This window comes from Aurantimicrobium minutum, assembly GCF_029894165.1.
Lineage (GTDB): Bacteria > Actinomycetota > Actinomycetes > Actinomycetales > Microbacteriaceae > Aurantimicrobium > Aurantimicrobium minutum_A.
Genome location: NZ_JARXXU010000001.1, coordinates 1,307,843 through 1,332,015, shown reverse-complemented (window position 1 = coordinate 1,332,015; position 24,173 = coordinate 1,307,843). Strand labels below are relative to the sequence as shown.

The window sequence follows — 24,173 nt, the reverse complement described above, 5'->3', positions numbered from 1 at the left end:
GAGAGGCCTGCAAGCTGTGTCACACTGGACTCACAACTCAAAACGCACGTATTGATTCATCCATGTGGTCGTAGGGGAAGACGCACCACACAAGAAAAGGATGAAGAAATGACGGCAGTGTCGACCGGAGTGGTTTATATCCACTCTTCGCCTCGTGCGCTGAGCCCACATGTTGAGTGGGCTATTAGTCGTGTATTGGGTAAAGGTATCTCCCTGAGTTGGAGCCCTCAGCCGATCCTTTCGGGTGCGCAGCGGGCAGAGTATGTCTGGCAAGGGCCAGTAGGCTCAGGGGCGGCGTTGGCCAGTGAGTTATTGGGCTGGGATCACCTGAGGTTTGAAATCACGGAAGATGCATCACCGGGGACTGACGGAGGCCGATGGTGTCACACGCCCTCTCTGGGAATCTTTCACAGCGCAGTAGACGCTGCAGGGAACATGATTATTTCCGAGAACCGTTTACGTGCAGTCCTGGATTTTGCCGGCCAAGATGCGGATCTACTTCGCACCGGCATCACCCGTTCGTTGGGTGAGCAATGGGATGCAGAATTAGATGTCTTCCGTTACGCCTCCGATATGGCACCCGTGCGCTGGCTGCATCAAGTCGGCTAGATCGTTAAGCCCACGATGCCACCTGCAAAACGCAGGAGGCATCGTATGGGGAACTTAGTTATAGCTGCGGAAGGCAACCACGGCGTTGTGTCCACCGAAACCGAACGAGTTGCTGATGGCGAGAATGTCGCCAGTGGGCAGTGCGCGGGGGCTCGTCACAACGTCGAGTTTGATTTCTGGATCCTGGTTCTCCAGATTGATGGTGGGGGGAGCGGTGCGGTGGTGAAGTGCCAATACCGTGAACATGGCTTCAATCGCACCAGCGCCACCAAGGAGGTGGCCGGTAGAGGACTTCGTCGCTGACACAGCGATGTTGTCCAGGTGGTCACCGAATACGCGACGCAAGGCGTTGTATTCCGCAATATCGCCAACAGGGGTTGAGGTTGCGTGAGCATTGATGTGCACAACGTCTTCGATTGTTGCCCCGGCCTGCTCGAGGGCTTGAAGCATGGCTCGTGCTGCTGCAGAACCCTCGGGGTCGGGAGCAGTGATGTGATACGCATCTGAGGTGACGGCACCGCCGGCAACTTCTGCATAAATCTTTGCTCCACGAGCAAGTGCATGCTCTTCGGTTTCCAGTACAAGGGCTGCAGCGCCCTCGCCGAGGACGAAGCCATCACGGCTGACGTCATAGGGGCGAGACGCAGTGGCAGGGTCGTCGTTGCGCTTAGACAATGCCTGCATGGCGGCAAAAGATGCAATGGGAAGTGGGTGGATAGCTGCTTCAGAGCCACCGGCGATGATGACATCAGCCAGACCGGCCTGAAGGTGTTCATACGCGTTGGCAATGGCTTCTGTGCTGGAGGCACACGCTGAGACCACGGTGCGAACACCAGCTCTGGCGTGAAGGTCCATCCCAATTGCGGCTCCGGGGCCGTTAGGCATAAGCATGGGGACCGTCATGGGTAGAACGCGGCGAGGACCTTTTTCGCGCAGAGTATCCCAGGCATCCAGGAGCGTCCACACGCCGCCGATACCGGTTGACCAGTCAACTGCGAGGCGGCCGGGGTCAACCTCGGGACTGCCGGCATCTGCCCAGGCTTCACGTCCAGCGATGAGAGCGAACTGCGACGACGGATCGAGGCGCTTTGTTTCAACGCGCTCCAGGATTTCTACGGCAGGGACTGCAGCCTGAGCGGCGAACTTGATGGGGATTTCCCACTTTTCGACCCACTCTTGTTCGAGCTTGCGTGCACCGGACTTACCGGCGAGCAGGGCAGCCCACGTTTCGGGGGCATTGCCCGCGAGAGGAGAAGTAGTACCGATACCGGTGACGACAATCTTCTTGCTCATGAGTGGAGTCTTTCTGTGGGAGAGGAGGTGGAGCTGGAGGGATTGTAGTAAGGGCCGGAACAGTCAGTCCGGCCCTTGCCTACGAAATCCTTAGGATGCAGAAACGATGAAGTTAACTGCGTCGCCGACGGTCTTGAGGTTCTTTACTTCCTCGTCGGGGATCTTGACGTCGAACTTCTCTTCTGCGTTCACGACGATTGTCATCATCGAGATTGAGTCAATGTCGAGGTCGTCAGTGAACGACTTGTCCAGCTGCACTGTGTCGGTTGCAATGCCGGTTTCATCGTTAACGAGCTCAGCCAGACCTGCAAGTACTTCTTCGGTGGACAGTGCCATTGTTATCTCCTTGTTGGGGGTTCGTTTGACCGGGTTTAGTTTACCCGCCAAATGGGGCTTTATTAGGGAAGTACGACCACCTGGGCGCCATAGACCAGACCGGCACCAAAACCGATTTCGAGCGCAAGACCACCACTGAGCTCAGGGTGTTCCTCGAGCAGGCGGTGAGTGGCCAGGGGGATGGATGCTGCTGACGTATTTCCCGTGGTCTCAATGTCGCGGGCTATCACGACTGATTCAGGAAGTTTGAGCTGTTTGGCAAACTCATCGATGATCCGCATGTTGGCCTGGTGGGGAATAAAGGCGGCAAGCTGGTCGCTCGTGATTCCGGCTTCTTCCAGTGCCTTCTGGGCGACTTTGGCCATTTCCCAGACGGCCCAACGAAAGACGGTTTGGCCTTCTTGACGCAGCGTAGGCCATGCCACATCTCCGTGACCATCGCGATATTCAAGCAGGGTGTGGTTCATGCCGACCGCGTCCCACTTAGATCCATCGGACCCCCACACGCTCTTGGAAATACCGGGAAAGTCGCTGGGGCCGACAACTGCAGCACCTGCTCCATCGCCCAAGAGGAAGGAGATAGTGCGGTCAGTGGGCTCAATGATTTCGCTGAGCTTTTCTGCACCGATGACGAGAACAAACTTGGCAAGTCCAGACCGCACAAATGAGTCGGCCTGGGCGATGCCGTAGGTGTAGCCGGCGCATGCGGCAGAAATGTCATAGGCCGCAGCAGGGTTAGCTCCTACGCGCTCAGCTACCAGCGAGGCCATGGAAGGGGTTTGAACAGTGTTGCTGATGGTCGAGATGAGGACAACATCGATTTGTTCAGGGCTGATTCCAGCTTTGCTGATTGCTTCCTTGGCGGCAGCTGTCGCTAAATCGGCTGCGGTGATGTTCTTGGATGCACGCTTACGAGTGATCACACCGGTTCGCTGACGAATCCATTCGTCACTAGATTCGATGGGTCCGGCTATGTCATCGTTGGTGACGGTGAGGTCACCACGAGCCGCCCCCATTGCGTAGATACGGGAGAACTTGGCGCCTTCAGATTGCTTCAGGTTCACGTGAGCCATGATGGATCTTTCTACTCAGGGCGCTTACGCGACCGAATCAATCAGTTCGCGGGCAGCGGGCAGATCTTCAGGTGACTTGATGGCCACGGTGGGGATGCCCTTGAGGCCACGCTTCGCTAATCCGACCAAGGCGCCTGCTGGAGCAAGTTCAATGATTCCAGTGACGCCGGCAGTGGCGAAGCTTTCCATACAGAGATCCCAGCGCACAGGAGACGAAACCTGGCCAACCAGAAGATCACGGAATTCCTGACCCTTAGTGACGATGGAACCATCTTTGTTCGTCCACAAGGTTTTGGTTGCATCCGAAGTATTGACGGTTGCTGCGGCCTCACGCAAGGTTTCAACAGCGTCCAGCATGTATGACGTGTGGAAAGCCCCCGCAACCTGAAGGGGAATCACGCGAGATCCTGCAGGGGGCTCTTCGGCGAGTGAGGCCAGGGCGGAAAGTTCGCCGGCAACAACGAGTTGACCGCCACCGTTGTAGTTGGCAGGGAAGAGACCCAGCTGGGTGAGTGCGGCCAGAATGTCAGATTCTTCTCCGCCAATCACGGCGCTCATCCCAGTGGGCACAATGGCAGCAGCATCTGCCATGGCGCGACCACGAATGCCCACGAGGCGCACAGCGTCGGTGGCATCAAGGATTCCTGCACCTGCTGCAGCAGTGAATTCGCCCACTGAGTGACCTGCAATGCCAGCTGTTTTGGCCAGGTGATCCGTTTCTGCCAACGCATCGAGTGTCACGATTCCCGCAGCCACAATAAGCGGCTGTGCAATTGCAGTGTCACGGATCGTGTCTGCATCACTGATGGTGCCGTGCGTGACCAAGTCAACACCTGCAGCGTCGGACAAACTTTCCACCAATGCACGAGCACTGGGGGTGGCTAGCCAGGGTTCAAGAAATCCGGGGGTCTGCGAACCCTGTCCAGGGCATACGACAACAATCACGAGTTAAGTCTTCCAATCGATGACACGAAGCGCTGTGCACTCATCGACACACTATCGCGGTATTCGTTGTGGAGTCTCTACATTCCCCCGAGATTCCGCGGAAAAAACTACTCTGCAGACAGTGCTGTTGAGGCGATGCGTCGTGCACGCTTGAGTGGCTCTTTGATCGACCCCAAAATTAACGCACATTGCAAAATCATGGCCTCACGAGGACCGGTTGCATCCCAGCCAATAACCTCGGTCACGCGTTTGAGGCGATAGCGAACTGTGTTGGGGTGAACGAACAAGTCGCGTGCAGTTGCCTCGAGAGAACGACCGTTATCCAAGTAGCTTTGCAGCGTGGTGAGTAGTTCAGGTGACTGGTCGCTCAAGGGTAAGTAGATACGTTCAATGAGCGTGGCCCGAGCTAGCGGGTCACCAGCCAGTGCACGTTCGGGAAGCAGATCGTCGGCAGCAATGGGTGTCGTTGCACCCCGCCACGCGCCAGCAACCGAGTAGCCGGCGAGTGCAGCGCGCGCACTACTGACGGCATCTACGAGGGAACGAACTTCGGGGCCGACCACGAGGTGACCTTCACCAAAGTCAGCTTCAAGCTGAGTGGTGATGTCCATGAAGCTCATGGTCGAATTCTCGGCGTCATCGTCGAGGGGCTCTGCCCGGCCAATCACTACGACGAGTCGGTTGCCTTGCACGCCAATCAAAATGTCTGCATGGAGATGGCGAGCAGTGCGACGAAGCCGGTCAACATCAAGCTGTCTGGGCGCTCGTCCTACAACAACACAGACTTCACCTCGGCCTTGCCAGCCCAAGGCCGCTATGCGGCTCGGCAACTCATCGTCGTATTCTCCGGAGAGAATACTGTCCACGACGAGTGCCTCGAGACGAGCATCCCAGAGGCCTCTGGCCTCTGCCGCGCGGGCATAGACGTCCGCGGCTGCGAATGCAATTTCGCGGGAATACAGAAGGATCGCTTCGCGAAGTTCCTCACCGTGTCCCTTAATGCGTTCTTCAACAACTTCGACTGTGCAGCGAATGAGTTGCAGAGTTTGTTGCAGAGTGACCGAACGCAGCAGTTCGCGTGGAGCACCTCCAAACACGTCAGAAGCAATCCACGGGGTGGTCGACGGGTCATCAAACCAACTCATGAACGATGTAATACCGTTCTGAGCTACCAGCCCGACAGCAGAACGACGACCGGGAGGCATATCCCGATACCACGGAAGGTCCTCTTCCAAGCGTTTGACCGTGAGCGTGGAGAGCTCACCCGAGATGGTGCGCAACCACGCGAGCGTTTCCGCCTTGGTTCGTCCTGCGGTCATCCGCTGAGGTTAGCTTTCGCCGCCGACAGAGCCGGTAGTTCCTGCAGTCACATCGTAGAGTCGATATTTCTCGATTGCCTGACGGATCACGCTGCGATCAACCTTGCCCTGCTTTGCAAGCTGTTCGAGGGTACGAACCACGACAGAAGGACCGTCAATGGTGAAGAAGCGTCGAGCTGCAGCACGTGTGTCACTGAAGCCGAAACCATCTGCACCCAAGGTTGCATAATCGCCAGGGACATAGGGGCGAATCATGTCAGGAACCATGTGGTTGTAGTCAGTCACCGCGACGAAAGGGCCTTCAGCACCAGCAAGTTTGGTGGTGATATAGGGGACCTGCTCGGGGGCGTCAGGGTTCATCATGTTGAAGTGATCTGCTGCGACACCGTCGCGGCGGAGCTCGCTCCATGACGTCACTGACCAGACATCTGCAGAGATACCCCAGTCATCCGCCAGTAGCTGCTGTGCCTCGAGAGCCCAGGGGACAGATACACCTGAAGCAAGGATCTGAGCTTTGGTGCCTGCGGTCTCGCTGGCCTTGAGTTTGTAAATACCGCGGAGGACACCCTCAACGTCGAGACCTTCAGGTTCAGCAGGCTGAACAATGGGCTCGTTGTAGACGGTGATGTAGTACATCACGTTGGGGTCTGGGTGAGTGCCCCCATACATACGCTGCAGACCATCACGCATGATGTGTCCGATTTCGTAGGTGTAGGCAGGGTCGTAGGTAACTACTGCGGGGTTTGTCGCCGCGAGGATGGGCGAGTGGCCATCGGCGTGCTGCAAACCTTCACCCGTCAGGGTGGTGCGACCAGCGGTTGCACCGATCACAAAACCACGCGCCATCTGGTCACCCGCAAGCCACAGAGCATCGCCTGTGCGCTGGAAACCGAACATGGAGTAGAAGACATAGATCGGGATCAGCAATTCACCCTGTGTGGAATACGAGGTACCCACTGCGGTGAAGGCTGCCAACGCGCCGGCCTCGTTGATACCCACATGGATAATTGTTCCAGCGGGGTCTTCCTTGTAGGCCAGGAGCAAGTCGCGGTCCACAGACATGTAGTGCTGACCGTTGGGGTTGTAAATCTTGGCGTTGGGGAAGAACGCATCCATACCGAAGGTGCGAGCCTCATCAGGGATGATGGGCACGATGCGGGGACCAAATTCCTTGTCCCGAATCATGTCCTTGAGAAGACGCACGAAGCCCATGGTGGTGGCAACTTCTTGAACACCCGAACCCTTGGCTGCGATGTCATAGGTCTTCTGTTCCGGAAGTGGAACGTGGGTATAGGTGGTGCGGCGTTCAGGAACGTAGCCGCCGAGTGCACGACGACGATCGTGCAGGTACTGCATGCGAGGATCGTTGTCTTCAGGCTTGTAGTAGGGAGGCATGTACGGATCTGCCTCGAGGACAGCATCCGTGATGGGGATTTTGAGGAAGTCACGCATGAGCTTGAGGTCATCAAGCTTCATCTTCTTCATCTGGTGGGTCGCATTGCGGCCTTCGAAGTGCTTACCCAGACCGTAACCCTTGATGGTGTGCGCCAAGATGACAGTGGGCTGGCCCTTGTGTTCGGAGGCAGCCTTGAATGCGGCATAGACCTTGTTGTAGTCGTGGCCACCGCGTTTGAGCTTCCAGACATCGTCGTCACTCATGTGCTCGACGAGTTTGAGTGCACGAGGATCACGTGCAAAGAAGTTTTCACGAACGAAGGCGCCGTCTTCGGTCTTATAGGTCTGGAAGTCGCCATCGGGAGTGACGTTCATGAGAGTACGCAGGGCACCTTCATCATCCTTCTCTAATAGCGAGTCCCATTCGCGACCCCAGATAACCTTGATGACGTTCCAGCCCGCACCGCGGAAGAAGCTTTCGAGCTCCTGGATAATCTTTCCGTTACCGCGCACGGGGCCGTCGAGGCGTTGCAAGTTGCAGTTGATCACGAAGTTAAGGTTGTCGAGACCTTCATTGGCTGCTACCTGGAGTTGTCCACGCGCTTCAACCTCATCCATCTCGCCATCGCCGAGGAATGCCCAAACCTGCTGGTCAGATGCGTCCTTGATGCCACGGTTGGTGAGGTAGCGATTGAGCTGTGCTTGGTAAATCGCGTTGATGGGGCCCAAACCCATCGACACAGTGGGGAACTGCCAGAAGTCAGGCATGAGGCGAGGGTGTGGGTAGGACGAGAGTCCACCACCCGCGTGGGACTTCTCTTGGCGGAAGCCATCAAGCTGGCTTTCATTCAGGCGACCCTCGAGGAACGCACGTGCATACACACCGGGGGAGGCGTGGCCCTGCACGAAGATTTGATCTCCACCACCAGGGTGATCCTGGCCGCGGAAGAAGTGGTTGAACCCAACTTCGTAGAGTGAAGACGATGAGGCATAGCTCGAGATGTGTCCACCGACACCGATACCGGGACGCTGTGCGCGGTGCACGAGCATGGCGGCGTTCCAGCGGATCCATGCGCGATAGCGACGTTCGGTTTCTTCGTCACCGGGGAACTCTGGTTCGTTCTCGGGCGCAATGGTATTGAGGTAGTCGGTGGTGGGAACCATCGGCACACCCAGGTGCAGTTCCTTCGATCTGCGCAACAGGCTGAGCATGATCTCGCGACCACGTTCGTGTCCCTGTGAGGCGACAACGCCATCAAGTGATTCGTTCCATTCCGCAGTCTCTTGCGGATCGGCGTCGTAGTTGGTGACTGAGTAGGGATCCTGGTCGTTAACCGTCACAACAACCTCTTTCTTCTGGACAGATCATGTCCGTATTTTGTAGTGGAGGGAAATACCTGCTGGGTTACAGCTTTTGGCATGAGAACACTCTATCGAGCAGTGGACTTTCCCCTGAAATCACAACTCATATGGATAAAGTCTCAACGCATCTATGATTGTGCTGTTGTCTTCCCACAAAACAAGGAGTTTCCCTGATGAGCTTGACTATTGGCGCACCAGCCCCCGATTTCACCCTGAATAACCAGTTCGGTGAAGCTGTCACACTGTCCCAGTTCCGTGGCGTCAAGCCTGTCGTGGTTGTTTTCTACCCACTGGCGTTTACTGGCATCTGCACGGGCGAACTGTGCGAACTGCGTGATAACTTCAGCGCCTTCCAAGATAAGAACGTCGAACTTCTCGCCATCTCGGTGGACTCGAGCTTCGTATTGCGCGTCTTCGCTGAACAGGAAAAGTATGACTTCTCGCTACTGTCTGACATGTGGCCCCACGGTGCGGTTGCATCACAGTACGGTGTATTCCTTGAGGACAAGGGCTTTGCGAACCGCGGAACCTTCGTTGTGGGCACCGATGGAAACCTCGTTGCTCAGTTCGTGACCGAGCCTGGACAGCCTCGAGACCTGGCTGCGTACAAAGCAGTCCTCGAAACCCTGTAATATATTTCGAGCACGGGCCTTTAGCTCAGTTGGTAGAGCGCCACGTTTACACCGTGGATGTCATCGGTTCGAGCCCGGTAGGGCCCACTCGTGCGAAAGAGCGTCACGCAAAAGCGTGACGCTCTTTCTGTTTCTCGAGCGCTGTGAGTTATTGGCTTTAAGCTTTTGGGTTAACCGAATGGGTCAAGTAGTGTGCTCTGAGGGGATTTTCCCTCGGCACACGCAAGGAGGCAAAGTATGACCGAGAACACCGGTTCATCTTTTGAACCCTTGTCTGATGAGCAACTTGCACGCCTTCTGGAAGACCAGATGCGTGTCCTGCGCGGTGATGCCCCCGCTGCACCTCCAGCACCCGAAGTTTATGCACTGAGCACTGTCGAAGAACCTGCTCCTGTTTTCGAACCCGCTGTCGAAGAGATCTTTCCTCAGATTCAGGATGAGGAAGAGGATGAGGGAATTGCCGCGCTGTTTGGCGCCCTACTGGAAGACACGACGGAACTCGAACAGGTTTCTGACATCGTTGTTGAAAAGACGGTCGTCTCTGAGGTCGTCGATTTTGATTCTCTGGGTCACACACAACCGATCACCTACCTGGCTGAAGAAGTAGTCACTGCATCAGTAGTGGATGAGCACCTCATCGTGGAAGACACTGTCGTGGAAGAAGTCTTCACTGAACCTGTCATTTTTGATGGGGTTGTCGTGGAAGACGCACACGTCGTTGCTGCGCGAGTGATGTCAGAAATTAGTATCGATGGGGAAGTAGTGGCAACAACGGTTGCAGCGACTGCAGGCGTCGACCCGATTCCACACATGTTCGGTGATGTTACGTCCGTCGATCACGTGCTTCCACCTGTTGAAGAACCCAGTGTTTTTGCCGAAGTTTTTACAGCTGCTGTTGTTGCAGAAACCGTCAGTGCGGAACCCCTCACTTCGGAGGCGGTTACTGAGGCTGTTCCGCACTTAGAACCTGTGGAAGAACCTGCACCCGCCTTCTACGCTCCCGTAGTTGAGGAAGAAAGCGTCGAGGTCGTGGCCGAAGAGTTCACTTCACCAGTTTTCCGCTCCTCGTCGCCGGTGAGCTCCTTTGCTCCGCGACCTAGCTTCGACGAACTCGTTTTCGGAGTAAGCGCAGAAGACTAGGCTCGACTCGTGACAATACTTCGCGACGTCGTGCACTATGCACACACCCTCTGGCCACTTTCTGGCGCTGAAGAGTGGGATGCCCCAGGCCTTGTCTCGGGGAATCTTGATCAGCCGGTGAAACGTATTCTTCTCGCGGTGGATGCTGTGTCTTCCACCGTGGAGCAGGCACTGGATGTTCAGGCAGATCTTCTGCTCACTCACCACCCCCTACTCATGCGTGGTGTCACGAGCGTCGCGGAAGAACGCTATAAGGGCAAGCTCATCGGCCAACTCATTCGGGGTAATGTTGCTCTCCTTGCGGCTCATACCAATGCAGACGTGGTCGAGCAGGGTGTCTCTGACGTGATTGCACGCCACCTGGGTCTCCAGGACACATCGCCGCTGGCCCCGGGTAGTGCACCGGGAACGGGTATTGGCCGTGTGGGAAACCTCTCGCAATCCCTCACATTGGGTGCACTGGCGCGTCAACTGGCCGAACTACTCCCCAACACCGCAGGCGGAGTAAAGGTTTCAGGGGACTTCAACGCTGTTGTGAACCGTGTGTCCTTGTGTGGCGGGGCGGGGGATTCACTCCTTTCCACAGAGGCTGTTGTGGGCTCTGATGTCTACATCACCTCGGACCTTCGCCATCACCCTGCGCAGGAAGCGAGAGAACAAGCATGTGTGACGGGAGGACCTGCGCTAATTGATGTCTCGCATTGGGCGTCGGAATGGCTCTGGCTCGACGTCGCTGCAACGCAACTGAAGACCGAATTCCCAGATATTGAGGTCGATGTCAGTGACCTGCGGACTGATCCGTGGGACTTCCTCGTCGTACAGTAGAGATATACGTTCCACCCGTACCACCTATAACTCAACGAGAGAAGTGTCGTGAAAGCACGCCCCGAAGATCAACTCGCTCTGCTCGCACTGCAGGAGCACGATAACCGCATTACACAGTTGACCCACTCGCGCAAAAACATTGCCGAACAGGCTGAGCTTGACGCTGTGCTGGTCACGCTCAAAGAATTCTCTCAGTCGTTGGTTGCAGCCCAGGGAGTACTCGAGGACGCCAAGATTGAACTCGCACGACTCGAAGATGATGTTCGGGTCGTCGACGAACGCATCACCAAGGACAAAGAACGCGAAAGCGGTGCTGCCTCTGCCAAAGAGCTCCAAGCACTCGAAGCAGAGTTAGCTTCACTGGCCACTCGCAAGGGCAACCTCGAAGAAGCAGAACTCATCGTGATGCAAAACGTGGAAGATGCTGAAGTTTCTGTGGCGGATGTGGTCGTGGAGCGCGATGCCATTGACGCTCGCCGTGCTGCACTTGCTAGCGCGATCGAAGCCCGCCAGGCAGAGATAGATGCAGAACATACTCGCGAACAATTTGCGCGCACCGAACTCGCAGCTGGTCTGCCCGTTGAGCTCATTGAGCTCTATGAACGTCAGCGTGCACGTTATGGGATCGGAGCTGCTCTGCTTACCCGGCGAGTCACGGGCGGAAGCGGCGTTGAACTAACATCCACCGATTTGGATGCGATTCGTGCAGCAGCGCCGGATGACGTGGTGATATGCCCTGACAGTTCCTGCATTCTTGTTCGCACGAGTGAATCTGGACTGTAATGCCCCGCCAGCTCATTATTGAAGCCGATGGTGGCTCCCGAGGTAACCCTGGCATTGCTGCCGGAGGTGCTGTGGTGATCGATGGCGAAACCCAGCAGGTGCTCAGCTCTGTCGGTGTCTATGTTGGCATCGCCACGAACAATGTGGCCGAATATAACGGCCTGGTTGCGGGCCTCACACGGGCATACGCCATTGATCCCGGCGCCCTCGTCCACGTGCGGATGGATTCCAAGCTCGTTGTGGAACAAATGTCAGGCCGGTGGAAAATCAAGCACCCCGATATGGCTGTGCTCGCGGCGAAAGCTCGTGACATCATTGGGAACCGTGCGGTGACGTATGAGTGGGTTCCTCGCCTGCAAAACGCCTTGGCCGATGCTGCGGCAAACAAATCCATGGACATTCGGGAATCCTTCGAGTCGTAGACTTATTTCGAATGGGTCGGCAAGACGGTCGCGTGAGTGAAGTTCGCTTCATCCCCGAGGAACGTCCGGGCTCCACAGAGTAGGGCGGTGGGTAATTCCCACCCGGGGTAACCCGCGAGAACAGTGCAACAGAAAGTAAACCGCCTCCGGTTCGCCGGAGGTAAGGATGAAACGGTGGTGTAAGAGACCACCAGCAGTCTGGGCGACCAGGCTGGCTAGGTAAACCTCGCCCGGAGCAAGGTCAGACAGAGAACGGTGAAGCTACTCGCTGAGTTCTCGGGTAGACCGCTAGAGAATTGCGGCAACGTAATTCCGAGATAGATGGCCGTCACGGGAAACCGTACAGAACCCGGCGTAATAGCCGGCCCATTCCTTTAGGCCAAGTCGTAGGCCAAGCGAGCAGCACCCATGATGCCTGCCTTGTTGAACAGCTGTGCTGGCACGATGGGTGTCCGGAGGTCCAGTAGTGGTAGGAATTTCTCGTAACTCTTCGATACTCCTCCACCGACGATGAACAGTTCCGGGGAGAACAGCATCTCTAGGTGGCTGTAGTAGCGCTGGAGACGCGTCGCCCACTCAGGGTAGCTCAGGCCTTCTCGTTCCCTCACAACGCCGGAGGCACGCTTTTCGGCATCGAAGCCATCAAGTTCAAGGTGTCCGAGTTCTGCGTTGGGAATGAGCACACCGTTGTAAATCATGGCCCCACCGATGCCGGTTCCTAGAGTAGTCATGATGACGAGCCCTTCCTGGTCTTTGGCTGCGCCGTAGACCACTTCTGCATACCCGGCAGCATCGGCGTCATTAACGAAGTGAATGTTGCGTCCTAATTGTTCCTCGAAGAACTTCTCTGCTTCAAAACCAATCCAGCGCTGTGAAATATTGGCTGCCAACATGGTGATGCCATGGCGAATAGAGCTGGGGAAGCAGATTCCCACGGGAACATGGGCGGGAGCATGCAGCTCGTCGATGACGTCGGCGACAACCCGGGCAATGTCTTCAGGTTCGCCGCCTGCCGGAGTAGCTATGCGGACGCGCTCTCCTACGAGTTCCCCGGAGATGACATCAACCAGGCCGCCCTTGATGCCGGTTCCGCCAATGTCAATGCCGATAGCTAGTGCGCGCACAAATCACTCCTACTGTGTTGTCTCACTACGAGAGTGTCAGGATGTCGGCGCCGGTTTCGGTCACGACGAGGGTGTGTTCGAACTGGGCAGTCCACGATTTGTCTTGAGTCGTGATGGTCCAGTCATCTGCCCACTGATCCCACTCGTGTGTCCCGAGGGTCAACATGGGCTCAATGGTGAAAACCATCCCTACTTCCATCACGTCGTTATACAACGGCGCAGAGTCATAGTGGGGAATGATGAGACCAGAGTGGAAGCTGGTTCCCACACCATGTCCGGTGAAGTCGCGCACAACGCCGTAGCCAAAACGCTTGGCGTAGGACTCGATTGCGCGGCCAATCACATTGACTTCACGGCCTGGCGCAACAGCCTTGATTCCCCGACGTAAGGCTTCCTCAGTGCGTTCTACGAGGTCTACGACTTCCTGGGAAGCGTTTCCGACAATGAACGTTCTGTTGGTGTCGCCATGCACACCATCGAGATAGCTGGTGATGTCTACGTTGACGAGGTCACCTTCCTGAAGGACAGTGTCATCAGGGATGCCGTGGCAAATAACTTCATTGAGGCTTGTGCACAATGACTTGGGATAGCCGCGATAACCCAGTGTGGACGGGTACGCGCCGTGATCAAGAACAAATTCATGCCCCATGCGGTCAATCTCGTCCGTGGTCATGCCGGGGACCAACTGTGTGCCGATGAGGTCAAGGGCCTGGGAAGATATTCTTCCAGCGCGACGAATTTTCTCGATCATCTCGGCGTCGTACACATCCCCGCCCTGATGGGCTGGGGGAGTTGCTTTGCCGACGTAGGGCGGACGAGCGATGGTGCCGGGTACGGCACGCTCAGGGCTTAATGTTCCGGGAATTAAAACCCCTGCTGCGTCTCTAGGCATAGGATTTAGTCTATGACTGACAAGCCCAGTGAAATGTTTTGGTACAACCTGCACACCAAGTCGGTGGAGAAGGGTTTCCTCTCACCCTCGAGTGACCGCGTCGGTCCTTTTGAGACTGCACACGAAGCAGAGCACGCCATGGAGAAGCTTCGTGAGAACAGTGACCGCTGGGAAGCGGAAGAGCGCGCTGAGCGCGAAGGCCACTAAGCCTTAGTTGTCTTCGTAGCTGTGTTCAGGTCCTGGGTAGGCTCCTGATTCCACATCTACTTTGAATGCCTTGGCGGCGTCGCTGAGCACTCCTGACAGGTTTGCATACTGCTTGACAAACTTGGGTACGCGACCGGTGTTAAGCCCTGCAAAGTCTGTCCAGACCAGGAGTTGACCATCAGTGTCGGCACCTGCACCCACGCTGATGGTGGGGATCGTGAGTTCTGCCGTGATGCGTGCAGCAAGTTCCGCAGGAATCATTTCCAGCACAACCGCGAACGCCCCCGCAGCTTCAACGGCCTGGGCATCGGCTAGGACTGCGTCAGCAGCCTCGCCACGTCCTTGAATCATGTGGCCGCCGAGGCCATGTTCGCTCTGCGGAGTAAAGCCCACGTGGCCCATGACGGGGATGCCTGATTCGACGATGCGGCGGATCTGATCCACACTGCGCACGCCACCTTCAAGCTTGACGGCGTGAGCGTGGGTTTCCTTCATGAACCGCATTGCGGTGCGAAGTGCGTGCTCCGCGCTTTCCTCATACGAACCAAAAGGCATATCGGCAATCACAAAAGCACGTTTGGCGGACAGCGCTACAGCACGAGTCAGGGGAATCAGTTCATCGACGGTGACGGGCAACGTGGAGTCATAACCCAAAACGGTGTTTCCGGCAGAGTCGCCAACCAGAAGGAAGTCGATCCCTGCTTCATCAAAGATTTGCGCAGTGAGTGTGTCATAGCTGGTGAGGCCCGTGATTTTGATTCCGTTGGCCTTTGCCTGAGCAAAGTGGCGGGTGCGGACACGTTTGAGGACGGCCTCGGAAGTGGGATCTGGGTGAACGCTCATGATTTCAGTCTAGTTAGCGGGTGAAAGTGACGGGCAGGCGACGGTCACGACCAAAGGCCATTTCGGAAATTTTGGGTCCGATTGCGCCCTGACGGCGCTTCCACTCTGAACGATCCACCAAGGAAATGACGCGCTCCACTGTTGCACGATCAAAACCCAGTGCAACAATCTCTTCGGCACTGCGTCGATGCGTGATGTACGCATCGAGCATCTGGTCGAGGTCGTCGTATTCGGGCAGGGTATCTTGGTCGACTTGCCCCGGACGCAATTCCGCGGAGGGTGGTTTCGTTATCGAGTTTTCGGGGATAGGGGCAGTCAAACCCTGACGGCGCGCATGTTCGTTTCGCCACCTGGCTAATTCCCACACCAAGGTCTTGGGAACATCACGAATAGGAGCGAAGCCCCCCACGCTATCGCCATAGATGGTGCTGTATCCGACAGCAATTTCTGTCTTGTTGCCTGTGGTCAACACGAGGTGTCCTTCGGCATTACTCAGCCCCATCAAAATGATGCCTCGGATACGAGCCTGTAGATTTTCCGCTGCCACATCTACCAGGTTGAGCTGTGTTTCTATCGGCTCCACAAGGGGCGCAATCGCTTCCGTCCGAATATCGATACCCAGTCGTTCGGCAAGATCATCCGCATCAGTTCGCGAGTGGTCGCTGGAGTAGTTGCTAGGCATGGACACGCCAAAGACACGTTCTGGACCGATGGCATCGACTGCAAGAGCAGCACACACAGCCGAGTCGATACCCCCAGAAAGACCCAGAATGACGGACTTAAAGCCGTTCTTTTCGACATAGTCTCTCATTCCCAAAACGAGGGCATCCCAGATCTGTTCATTAATGGACAGCTGCGGAGCTAGATCACCCGGGGATAAGGCGGGTCGAGTGGCGCGGTCAGGGTGACCGTTTCCTGCTTCGACAACAACCACTCCAGGACCACTTTGGCGACCGTGGGAGTGAGAATCAGAAACGGTCATGTCTACCAAGATGGTGTGTTCCGCAAATTGGTGGGCACGGGCTAGTAGCTTGCCAGCAGCGCTGACAACAAAGCTGCCACCGTCGAACACAAGATCGTCCTGGCCGCCTACCAGGTTGAGATATGCAACCGGTGCATTGACCTGTTCTGCCCTGCGTTGAACGAGGGGCAGGCGTACGGCATCTTTCTCGCGTTCAAAGGGCGAACCATTGATCACGAGCAATGCACTGGGCTTGACTTCAGCAATAGCGGCAACGGGGCCGCCCTCCCGCCAAATATCTTCACAAATAGCAAGGGCAACATCAGCGCCTGCTACGTGGATCACGAGTGCATCCGTGCCGGGGTGAAAGATGCGGTATTCATCAAAGACCGAGTAGTTGGGTAAGTGGTGTTTGTTATAGATTCCGATGACGCGGCCGTCTTGTAAAACGGCGGCCGAGTTGTGTGCGATGGCTGTGGGGGAAAAGGCATTCAACGCATGGTTATCTAACGGACCATGAGGAAAGCCCACAATGACAGGGATCTGGCCGGCGCCACGGGCCGCTAATTCGTGTGCAATATTTTCCAACGTTGTGCGGCACTGGCGTAAAAATTCTGGCCTGGTCGCCAAATCTTCAATGGGGTATCCCGTCAAACTCATTTCACCAAAGGCAACCAGATCTGCACCCTGGGCATAGGCCTCGATGGTTGTATTAACAATCTGTGAAGAATTGCGTGAAAAATCCCCTAAACGTGGGTTTGTCTGGGCAAGAGCCAAGCGAAGAATCGGCATAACAAGTAGCCTAGTAGCGATAGGAAAGGGTTCTCATGGACAAGCAACAGGACTTCGTGCTGCGCACGATTGAAGAGCGTGGCGTCAAGTTTGTACGTTTGTGGTTCACCGATGTTGTGGGCACGCTGAAATCTGTTGCTGTGGCTCCAGCAGAGGTCGAAGGGGCCTTCGCTGAAGGTGTCGGAATTGACGGTTCCGCCATCGAAGGATTGACACGTTCCTACGAAGCCGATGTGCTCGCACATCCTGATCCCTCCACTTTCCAGATCCTGCCGTGGCGCGGTGAAATTGACCCCACCGCCCGTATGTTCTGCGACATTAATACCCCTGATGGTGTTCCTGCGATTGCGGACCCCCGTAACGTGCTTAAGCGCACTCTGGCGAAGGCGGCAGAGCGTGGATTCACGTTCTACACCCACCCTGAAATTGAGTTCTACCTCCTCAAAGACAACGACTGGGCTAACGGCGGCGCACAGCCCATTGATACTGCCGGATACTTTGACAACGTTCCCGGTGGAACCGCTCACGACTTCCGTCGCCGTTCGGTGCGCATGCTCGAAGACATTGGTATTTCTGTTGAATTCAGCCACCATGAAGCTGGTCCCGGGCAGAACGAAATTGATCTCCGTTACGCAGATGCTCTCACGACCGCGGACAACATCATGACCTTCCGTACCGTGATCAAGGAAGTTGCTATGGAGCAGGGTGTTTACGCCACCTTCATGCCGAAGCCTTTTGCGCAGCACCCCGGTTCCGGAATGCACACGCATATGTCGCTGTTCGAAGGCGACAACAACGCGTTCTACGAAGCAGGTTCGAAGTATCAGATCTCGGCTATTGGCCGCCAGTTTGTTGCTGGTCTGCTCCACTACGCACCTGAAATCACAGCAGTCACCAATCAGTACGTAAACTCTTACAAGCGCCTGTGGGGCGGCGGTGAGGCTCCGAGCTTCGCTACCTGGGGTCACAACAACCGTTCAGCACTGGTCCGCGTTCCTGTTTACAAGCCCGGCAAGGGTCAAAGTGCGCGCGTGGAATACCGTGCGATTGACTCTGCTGCTAACCCCTACCTTGCCTATTCGGTTCTGCTCGCAGCCGGCCTGAAGGGTATTGAAGAGGGCATGGAACTTCCTGCCGAGGCAGAAGACAATGTGTGGGAGCTCACCGATGTCGAGCGCAAGGCATTGGGATACCGCCCTCTGCCCTCCAGCTTAAGCAATGCCATTGCACTGATGGAAGAGTCTGAACTCGTCGCTGAAACACTGGGCACTAAGGCATTTGACTACATCCTGCGAAACAAGCAGGAAGAGTGGGCCAACTACCGCAACCAGGTCACCAACTACGAGCTGCGTTCCAACCTCGAAACGCTCTAGTTCTCACCCTGCACCGCTGTGGCACTCTCGCGCACACAAATTGCTAAGGCCGGTTTTACCGACCTCAGCGAAGCAATGGTGCTGCTGGAAGCCATTTCTTCTGAGCTGAAAGCAGATCCTGAACTTCTGTTGGAGGCAATTCACTACAGTGCTGATCCTGATCGGGCTCTCTACTGGCTCATTCGCTTGAGCCAGCACTCACCAGCAGTTCATTCACAACTAGTCGGTCTCGTAGCGAAACCAGAAACAGCAACCAGACTCTTTCGGATTCTGGGGGGTTCCCGCGGTTTAGCTGAATTTCTCGAACGCCATCCAGCATCCCTCGCACTCTTGACGAAAGATCCTGCACTCCCAGGTTCTCAGGAACAACTTCGCGCCAGTTTGTGTGCCAGCGTGAAAGAAAAGGAAGGTTTTGCGGCCACGGGGGGCGATGCTGCTCGCGATGCTCTCCGCATTCACTACCGAGAGCTCCTTCTGCGCATCGCACTCTGGGATCTTTCTCACCCAGAACCTATGACACAGATTGAAGCTGTCACAGGCGCACTTTCAGATATTGCGGGCGCGGCTTTAGAAGCCGGGTTGGCCATTGCGCGAACAGAAGTAGCTGAGAACTTTAGTGCTGAAGAAGTGGCACTCGTCGACCTCGCCATTATCGGCATGGGGAAGTGTGGTGCACGGGAGCTGAACTATCTCAGTGACGTGGATGTCATCTTCGTTGCTCAGTCACACGATGAAGAAAAGCTCTCGACCGAAAAAGCATTGACCATTGCTACCCGTCTTGCTCAACACACCAGCCGGGCAATCTATGAAGTATCCAAAGAGCCGGGCCTGTGGGAAGTAGATGCCAACCTGCGACCTGAAGGCAAAGATGGCGCCCTCGTGCGCACCCTAGATTCTCACCTTGCCTACTACGACCGCTGGGCAAAAGATTGGGAATTCCAAGCACTTCTCAAAGCACGACCGCTGGCCGGATCAGTCGAACTTGGAGAGCGATATGTAGCAGGCGTCGCGCCCAAGGTCTGGTCGAGTGCGAGCCGTGCAAACTTTGTCGAACAAGTCCAGCGCATGCGCGAACGTGTGACGGAAAATATCCCTGGCGACGATGTGGAATTCCAGATCAAGCTTGGTCCTGGTGGTTTGCGCGATATTGAATTCACTGTTCAACTCCTTCAACTTGTGCATGGTCTCATCGATGACTCCGTGCACACCCGTGGGACTCTGGAATCACTAGATCGACTCTCGGACGGCGGATATGTCGGTCGAGACGAAGCACAACGTTTCGCGGAAAACTACCGTTTCTTGCGTCTGTTGGAACACCGCATGCAACTCCGGGATCTGTCGCGCACCCACCTCATGCCTCGGGATGACGCCGGACAGCGCATTCTTGCCCGCGCAACAGGTTTGTGGGCGAATGCCTCGGAGGTCGTCAGCCACTGGCAGCAGACCAAGTTGGATGTGCGAGAACTGCACGAACGATTGTTCTATCGCCCCCTCCTCGCTGCAGTGGCGAAGTTACCGGAAGAAACTCATCAGCTCACTAATGACCAGGCGCAGGCGCGTTTGGCAGCTATTGGTTTCCGTGATCCCAAGGGCGCTCTTATTCACATCGCAGCTCTCACGACGGGTGTTTCTCGCCGTGCGGCCATACAAAGAACGTTGCTCCCGGTGATGTTGCAGTGGTTCTCGGAAGGTGCAAACCCCGATCATGGTTTGCTGACCTTCCGATTACTCAGCGAACAACTAGGGGAGTCGCCTTGGTTCTTGCGTATGCTTCGAGATTCTGCGGGCGCTGCGCAGCGACTGACCAAAGTGCTCAGCGGGTCAAAGTATGTCTCTGATCTGATGGAATTGATCCCAGAATCAGCTGCATGGTTTGATGGGGATGACGAACTCCTCCCTACCGAAGCAGAGGTTTTGCAAGCGGAAGTGCTGGCCATTCTGGCCCGTCATCACAACGACGACGAAGCCGCACGCAAAGCTGTGCGGGCGATGCGTCGACGTGAAGTACTTCGTCTCGCTATTGGTGGAATTTTGTCGGTTGTGGACATCAGCCAGATCAGTCAAGGACTTAGCGATGTCACGACGGCAGCATTGAGTGGGTATCTCGGTATTGCACTCCGTGAAGCAGAACAGAATCCAGAGTTCGCCATTATCGCCCTCGGGCGGTACGGCGGAGAAGAACTGGGATTCGATAGCGATGCGGATGTGGTCTATGTCTATCGCGGCACATCGGAGTGTGACGGAGAAGCCGCACAGAAGCGTGCCGAACGGATTGTGCTCCGGATTAAGGAGCTTTCCGAAGACCACCGCTTGCCATTCGAGATTGACACAGATCTCAGGCCTGAAGGCAAGAATGGTGCGATAGCCCGCTCACTGGACTCCTATCGTGCCTACTACGCTCGATGGTCACTGCTCTGGGAAGCACAAGCTTTATTGCGTGCACGCCCTGCCTGCGGCTCTGAGGGCCTCCTGAACGACATGATGACCCTTGTTGACGAGGTGCGCTATCCAGAAGCCATCACTGCCGATGATGTGCGAGAGATTAGGCGGATCAAAGCCCGCGTGGAGGCCGAACGTCTCCCTCAGGGAGCTGACCCCACCAGACATGTCAAATTGGGCCGTGGCTCACTCAGTGACGTGGAATGGACTGTTCAGCTCCTCCAGCTGGAGCACGCTTTTTCTCACCCTGAGCTCCAGACCACTTCGTCAGTCGGGGCACTTCGCGCTGCGGTTCAGGTGGGATTGCTGAGTGCAGCGGATGTACAGAAGTTGATCGATGCATGGTTGTTTGCGTCCCGTGTGCGCTCTGCCATCACGATCTGGGCAGATAAAGCGACTGATGTTCTCCCCTCAGATACCAGCGACTTGGAAGGTATTGCGCGGTTGCTTGATTATCCTCCGGGCTCTGCCGCCCGCCTTGAAGAGGATTACCTCACCATTACTCGAAAGTCTCGGCAAGTTGTCGAGCGCGTGTTCTTCGGCTTTTAACTACTCTGCACGGATGCCCGAGTTAAACGACACTGGCCGCCACCATAGGGTGACGGCCAGGAGACGTAGCTAGGGCGATTAGACGCCGTAGTAGAGCTCGAACTCGAAGGGGTGAGGACGCAGCGACAGAGGCTTGATTTCGTTGTCACGCTTGTACGAAATCCAGGTGTCGATGAGGTCCTTGGTGAACACGTTACCTGCGAGCAGGAATTCGTGGTCTGCTTCGAGAGCCTGCAGTGCGTGCTCGAGAGACTCGGGCACCTGAGGGATGTTCTTGGCTTCCTCAGGGGGCAACTCGTAGAGGTCCTTGTCCACAGGCTCGTGTGGCTCAATACGGTTCTTGATTCCGTCAAGGCCAGCCATCATCTGGGCAGCGAATGCGAGGTAAGGGTTACCAGACGCATCAGGTGCACGGAATTCGATGCGCTTTGCCTTGGGGTTGTTACCGGTCAAGGGGATGCGGATCGCAGCGGAACGGTTACCAGCGGAGTAAACGAGGTTTACGGGAGCTTCGTAACCGGGTACCAGGCGGTGGTAGGAGTTCACGGTGGGGTTGGTGAATGCCAGCACAGCACCTGCGTGCTTGAGCAGTCCACCGATGTACCAGCGTGCGAGGTCAGAAAGACCACCGTAGCCGTTCTCGTCGTAGAACAGTGGCTTGCCATCGTTCCACAGCGACTGGTGGGTGTGCATACCCGAACCGTTGTCACCGAAGAGTGGCTTAGGCATGAATGTTGCCGTCTTGCCCCACTCGTTAGCGGTGTTCTTGACGATGTACTTGAACTTCAGAATGTCATCTGCAGCCTTGACCATGGTGTCGAAGCGGTAGTTGATCTCACCCTGACCTGCGGTACCCACTTCGTGGTGGCTGCGCTCGAGGATGAGTCCTGCGTTGATGAGCTTGAGGCAGATGTCATCACGAAGATCAGCGTGCTGGTCAACGGGGGAGACGGGGAAGTAGCCGCCCTTGTAGGGGGTGGTGTTTCCGAGGTTTCCGCCTTCGATTTCCTTGCCAGAGTTCCAGGGGGCCTCGGAGGAGTCGATCTTGTAGAACGAGGTCTGCTGGCTGACTTCATAGCGAACGTCGTCGAAGATGAAGAATTCAGCTTCAGGTGCGAAGAACGCGGTGTCTGCAATGCCGGTAGAGGCGAGGTACTTCTCAGCCTTCTTCGCAACCTGACGGGGGTCACGGTGGTAGATCTCACCGGTACGTGGGTTGTAGATGTCGAAAAGCATGACGAGAGTGCGTTCGGTGCGGAACTCATCGATGTAGCAGGTGGTGGGGTCTGGGATGAGCTGCATGTCCGACTCGTGGATCGAGGCAAAGCCGCGGATCGACGAACCATCAAACATCTGGCCCACAGTGAAGAATTCTTCGTCAACTGTGGATGCAGGGATGTTGAAGTGCTGCTGAACACCGGGAAGGTCGGTGAAGCGAATGTCAAGGAACTTTACGTCCGTGTCCTTGATGAACTTCAGAACCTCAGAGGAATCTTTGAACATGCTTAGATAGCTCCAAAATAGTTGGAATAAAGCGGAAGCGTGAGTGCAACCTAGGGTCCAATGTACGAGTCTGGCGTTGCGTAGCTGTATCGCAATTGTTTCAACCATGTTACAAGCTTTTTGGACCGTAAACTCATGGGTATGGCATCGAATAGTTCAGGGACCGGAAAGCGCCCCGATTTACCTCTGAGTAAATACCCAGGAGAGCGTTTAGGTCTGCCTGAAAAGGGTCCGCAATCCGTTGCGCGGGTGGGGCGTCGATTTGCTGCTATCACGGTCGATTGGGTTATTTCTGCCCTCGTTCTCATCTTAATTTCAGGCAGAAGTTATTTTGAGATTTCTTCGAGTGCAATCGGACAACTTCAGTTGTTAGGAGTTTTTGTCGCACTCCAAATCCTGGGTATTTGGGCAATTGGGGGCAGTATCGGGCACCGATTGCTGCGTCTTTATATGGTCAACGTGCATGGTGGTCGTCTGGACTTCTGGAGACCAATCGTGCGCAGTGTGCTGTTGGCACTCGTCATACCCGCATTGGTCTGGGATTCGGATCAGAGGGGCTTCCACGACAAAATCGCAGGGACCCTACTCCTCAGATCCTCTTGATCCAAGAACGAATGCCCACTCACTGAGTGGGCATTCGTGTTTGACGATGTTTTTAGCGCGCGCGGGTCGGGCGCACCTTGTATGGGTCTATGCCCTTGGGAATAGGAACGTTTGTCCCCAGTGAGCTCAGGCGGCTCGACACAACACGTACCTCGGATTTTGTCAGAGCGTGCTTGATCTTGGTCAGCTGCCAACCCAAACGGTGCAGCTTCACGGACTTCTCGTCTGGACCGACGGTGAGCACGGTAATGGGAACATTCGGAAGAATCTTTGCAGTCTTGCGACGCTCATCGTCAATGAGGCGCTGAGTGCGGGACAGCGGGCCTTCGGCGATGAGGACTACTCCACCACGTCCGACGCAGCGATAAATCGCATCCTTGGTCTTGGGGTTGATGGCGACAGGCATTTCATCGCCAATCCAACTGCGCTTCAGAGCAGATTTTAAAACGGCACCCACAGCCCCAGGCTGTCCCTCAATTTGTGAGTAAGCGGCGCGTTCTGCACGTCGCCCCAAAACGACCAAACCGATAAGTACACCGGCGAGTACGCCAATGAGGATCCAGATGACCAGCGAGAGCACGTTGCCGTTGCTGGCCCAAATACCCAGGGCTACACCTGCGGCTGAGGGGCCGAGGACGGACAGCAGGAGCAGGCCAACGATGGACTTGTCGTAACGACGAGTCATCTGGAAGACCTGCCACATCTGCGCTAGACGTGAAGAACCTTTGGGCTTTTTAGTACGTGCCATGGTGA

Annotated in this window: 22 protein-coding genes, 1 tRNA gene and 1 other RNA gene; 12 read left to right on the top strand and 12 right to left on the bottom strand. The window is 55.9% G+C overall.

Annotated features, from left to right (window positions below):
• The first annotated feature begins 108 nt into the window (after positions 1–108).
• Positions 109–609 (top strand): DUF3145 domain-containing protein, encoded by a 501-nt coding sequence (locus tag M2119_RS06675; protein WP_280804156.1) that lies wholly within the window; start codon positions 109–111, stop codon positions 607–609.
• A gap of 54 nt (positions 610–663) precedes the next feature.
• Here the strand turns inward: M2119_RS06675 and M2119_RS06670 are convergent, their stop codons facing one another.
• The 6 genes from M2119_RS06670 to aceE form a co-directional block, all read right to left on the bottom strand.
• Positions 664–1,902 (bottom strand): beta-ketoacyl-[acyl-carrier-protein] synthase family protein, encoded by a 1,239-nt coding sequence (locus M2119_RS06670; protein ID WP_280804155.1) that lies wholly within the window; start codon positions 1,900–1,902, stop codon positions 664–666.
• Positions 1,903–1,992: 90 nt separating this feature from the next.
• Positions 1,993–2,238 (bottom strand): acyl carrier protein, encoded by a 246-nt coding sequence (locus M2119_RS06665; protein ID WP_110233182.1) that lies wholly within the window; start codon positions 2,236–2,238, stop codon positions 1,993–1,995.
• A 62-nt stretch (positions 2,239–2,300) separates the two neighbouring features.
• Positions 2,301–3,311, bottom strand: coding sequence for a beta-ketoacyl-ACP synthase III (locus M2119_RS06660; protein WP_280804154.1), 1,011 nt, complete (start codon positions 3,309–3,311; stop codon positions 2,301–2,303).
• 24 nt (positions 3,312–3,335) lie between these two features.
• Positions 3,336–4,256 (bottom strand): ACP S-malonyltransferase, encoded by a 921-nt coding sequence (locus M2119_RS06655; protein WP_280804153.1) that lies wholly within the window; start codon positions 4,254–4,256, stop codon positions 3,336–3,338.
• A gap of 107 nt (positions 4,257–4,363) precedes the next feature.
• Positions 4,364–5,575, bottom strand: coding sequence for a PucR family transcriptional regulator (locus M2119_RS06650; RefSeq protein WP_280804152.1), 1,212 nt, complete (start codon positions 5,573–5,575; stop codon positions 4,364–4,366).
• Between the two features lie 9 nt (positions 5,576–5,584).
• Positions 5,585–8,311, bottom strand: a complete 2,727-nt coding sequence (aceE, locus tag M2119_RS06645; protein ID WP_280804151.1) for a pyruvate dehydrogenase (acetyl-transferring), homodimeric type — start codon at positions 8,309–8,311, stop codon at positions 5,585–5,587.
• 194 nt (positions 8,312–8,505) lie between these two features.
• Between aceE and M2119_RS06640 the strand changes: the two genes are divergently transcribed.
• The 7 genes from M2119_RS06640 (at position 8,506) to rnpB (ending at position 12,507) form a co-directional block, all read left to right on the top strand.
• Complete coding sequence (locus M2119_RS06640) at positions 8,506–8,964, top strand: peroxiredoxin (RefSeq protein WP_280804150.1); 459 nt, start codon at positions 8,506–8,508, stop codon at positions 8,962–8,964.
• A 14-nt stretch (positions 8,965–8,978) separates the two neighbouring features.
• A tRNA-Val gene (locus tag M2119_RS06635) sits at positions 8,979–9,051 on the top strand.
• A gap of 150 nt (positions 9,052–9,201) precedes the next feature.
• Positions 9,202–10,104 (top strand): hypothetical protein, encoded by a 903-nt coding sequence (locus tag M2119_RS06630; RefSeq protein WP_280804149.1) that lies wholly within the window; start codon positions 9,202–9,204, stop codon positions 10,102–10,104.
• Between the two features lie 9 nt (positions 10,105–10,113).
• Entirely contained in the window at positions 10,114–10,929 is an 816-nt protein-coding gene (locus tag M2119_RS06625) for a Nif3-like dinuclear metal center hexameric protein (protein ID WP_280804147.1), read from the top strand.
• 48 nt (positions 10,930–10,977) lie between these two features.
• Positions 10,978–11,712 (top strand): zinc ribbon domain-containing protein, encoded by a 735-nt coding sequence (locus M2119_RS06620; protein WP_280804146.1) that lies wholly within the window; start codon positions 10,978–10,980, stop codon positions 11,710–11,712.
• Complete coding sequence (locus tag M2119_RS06615; protein ID WP_280804145.1) at positions 11,712–12,134, top strand: reverse transcriptase-like protein; 423 nt, start codon at positions 11,712–11,714, stop codon at positions 12,132–12,134. Before M2119_RS06620 ends, M2119_RS06615 begins: the two co-directional genes overlap by 1 nt.
• 12 nt (positions 12,135–12,146) lie before the next feature.
• An RNA gene (rnpB, locus tag M2119_RS06610) (RNase P RNA component class A) lies at positions 12,147–12,507 on the top strand.
• A gap of 1 nt (position 12,508) precedes the next feature.
• Here the strand turns inward: rnpB and ppgK are convergent.
• Both ppgK and map read right to left on the bottom strand, forming a co-directional pair.
• Positions 12,509–13,258: a polyphosphate--glucose phosphotransferase gene (gene ppgK / locus M2119_RS06605; RefSeq protein WP_280804144.1), complete on the bottom strand. Its 750-nt coding sequence runs from the start codon at positions 13,256–13,258 to the stop codon at positions 12,509–12,511.
• A 25-nt stretch (positions 13,259–13,283) separates the two neighbouring features.
• On the bottom strand, positions 13,284–14,150 hold the full coding sequence (gene map, locus M2119_RS06600) for a type I methionyl aminopeptidase (protein ID WP_280804143.1): 867 nt from the start codon (positions 14,148–14,150) through the stop codon (positions 13,284–13,286).
• Positions 14,151–14,162: 12 nt separating this feature from the next.
• Here map and M2119_RS06595 point away from each other — a divergent pair, with 12 nt between their 5' ends.
• Positions 14,163–14,357: an SPOR domain-containing protein gene (locus tag M2119_RS06595; protein ID WP_280804142.1), complete on the top strand. Its 195-nt coding sequence runs from the start codon at positions 14,163–14,165 to the stop codon at positions 14,355–14,357.
• A 3-nt stretch (positions 14,358–14,360) separates the two neighbouring features.
• On the opposite strand, the gene panB is transcribed toward M2119_RS06595, so the two are convergent.
• Together panB and M2119_RS06585 are read right to left on the bottom strand one after the other, a co-directional pair.
• Complete coding sequence (panB, locus tag M2119_RS06590; RefSeq protein ID WP_280804141.1) at positions 14,361–15,200, bottom strand: 3-methyl-2-oxobutanoate hydroxymethyltransferase; 840 nt, start codon at positions 15,198–15,200, stop codon at positions 14,361–14,363.
• A 13-nt stretch (positions 15,201–15,213) separates the two neighbouring features.
• Positions 15,214–16,953: an NAD+ synthase gene (locus M2119_RS06585; protein ID WP_280804140.1), complete on the bottom strand. Its 1,740-nt coding sequence runs from the start codon at positions 16,951–16,953 to the stop codon at positions 15,214–15,216.
• Positions 16,954–16,988: 35 nt separating this feature from the next.
• Between M2119_RS06585 and M2119_RS06580 the strand changes: the two genes are divergently transcribed.
• Together M2119_RS06580 and M2119_RS06575 are read left to right on the top strand one after the other, a co-directional pair.
• Positions 16,989–18,326 (top strand): glutamine synthetase family protein, encoded by a 1,338-nt coding sequence (locus M2119_RS06580; protein ID WP_280804139.1) that lies wholly within the window; start codon positions 16,989–16,991, stop codon positions 18,324–18,326.
• Positions 18,327–18,344: 18 nt separating this feature from the next.
• Complete coding sequence (locus tag M2119_RS06575) at positions 18,345–21,314, top strand: bifunctional [glutamine synthetase] adenylyltransferase/[glutamine synthetase]-adenylyl-L-tyrosine phosphorylase (RefSeq protein WP_280804138.1); 2,970 nt, start codon at positions 18,345–18,347, stop codon at positions 21,312–21,314.
• Between the two features lie 78 nt (positions 21,315–21,392).
• Here M2119_RS06575 and glnA read toward each other — a convergent pair whose 3' ends face one another.
• Positions 21,393–22,817, bottom strand: coding sequence for a type I glutamate--ammonia ligase (gene glnA / locus M2119_RS06570; protein ID WP_280804137.1), 1,425 nt, complete (start codon positions 22,815–22,817; stop codon positions 21,393–21,395).
• Positions 22,818–22,958: 141 nt separating this feature from the next.
• On the opposite strand from glnA, the gene M2119_RS06565 reads away from it, so the two are divergent.
• Complete coding sequence (locus M2119_RS06565; protein WP_280804136.1) at positions 22,959–23,420, top strand: RDD family protein; 462 nt, start codon at positions 22,959–22,961, stop codon at positions 23,418–23,420.
• 52 nt (positions 23,421–23,472) lie between these two features.
• On the opposite strand, the gene M2119_RS06560 is transcribed toward M2119_RS06565, so the two are convergent.
• The gene (locus tag M2119_RS06560) at positions 23,473–24,168 is read right to left on the bottom strand and encodes a DUF4191 domain-containing protein (RefSeq protein WP_280804135.1); all 696 of its coding nucleotides are present in this window, start codon (positions 24,166–24,168) and stop codon (positions 23,473–23,475) included.
• Positions 24,169–24,173: the final 5 nt, after the last annotated feature.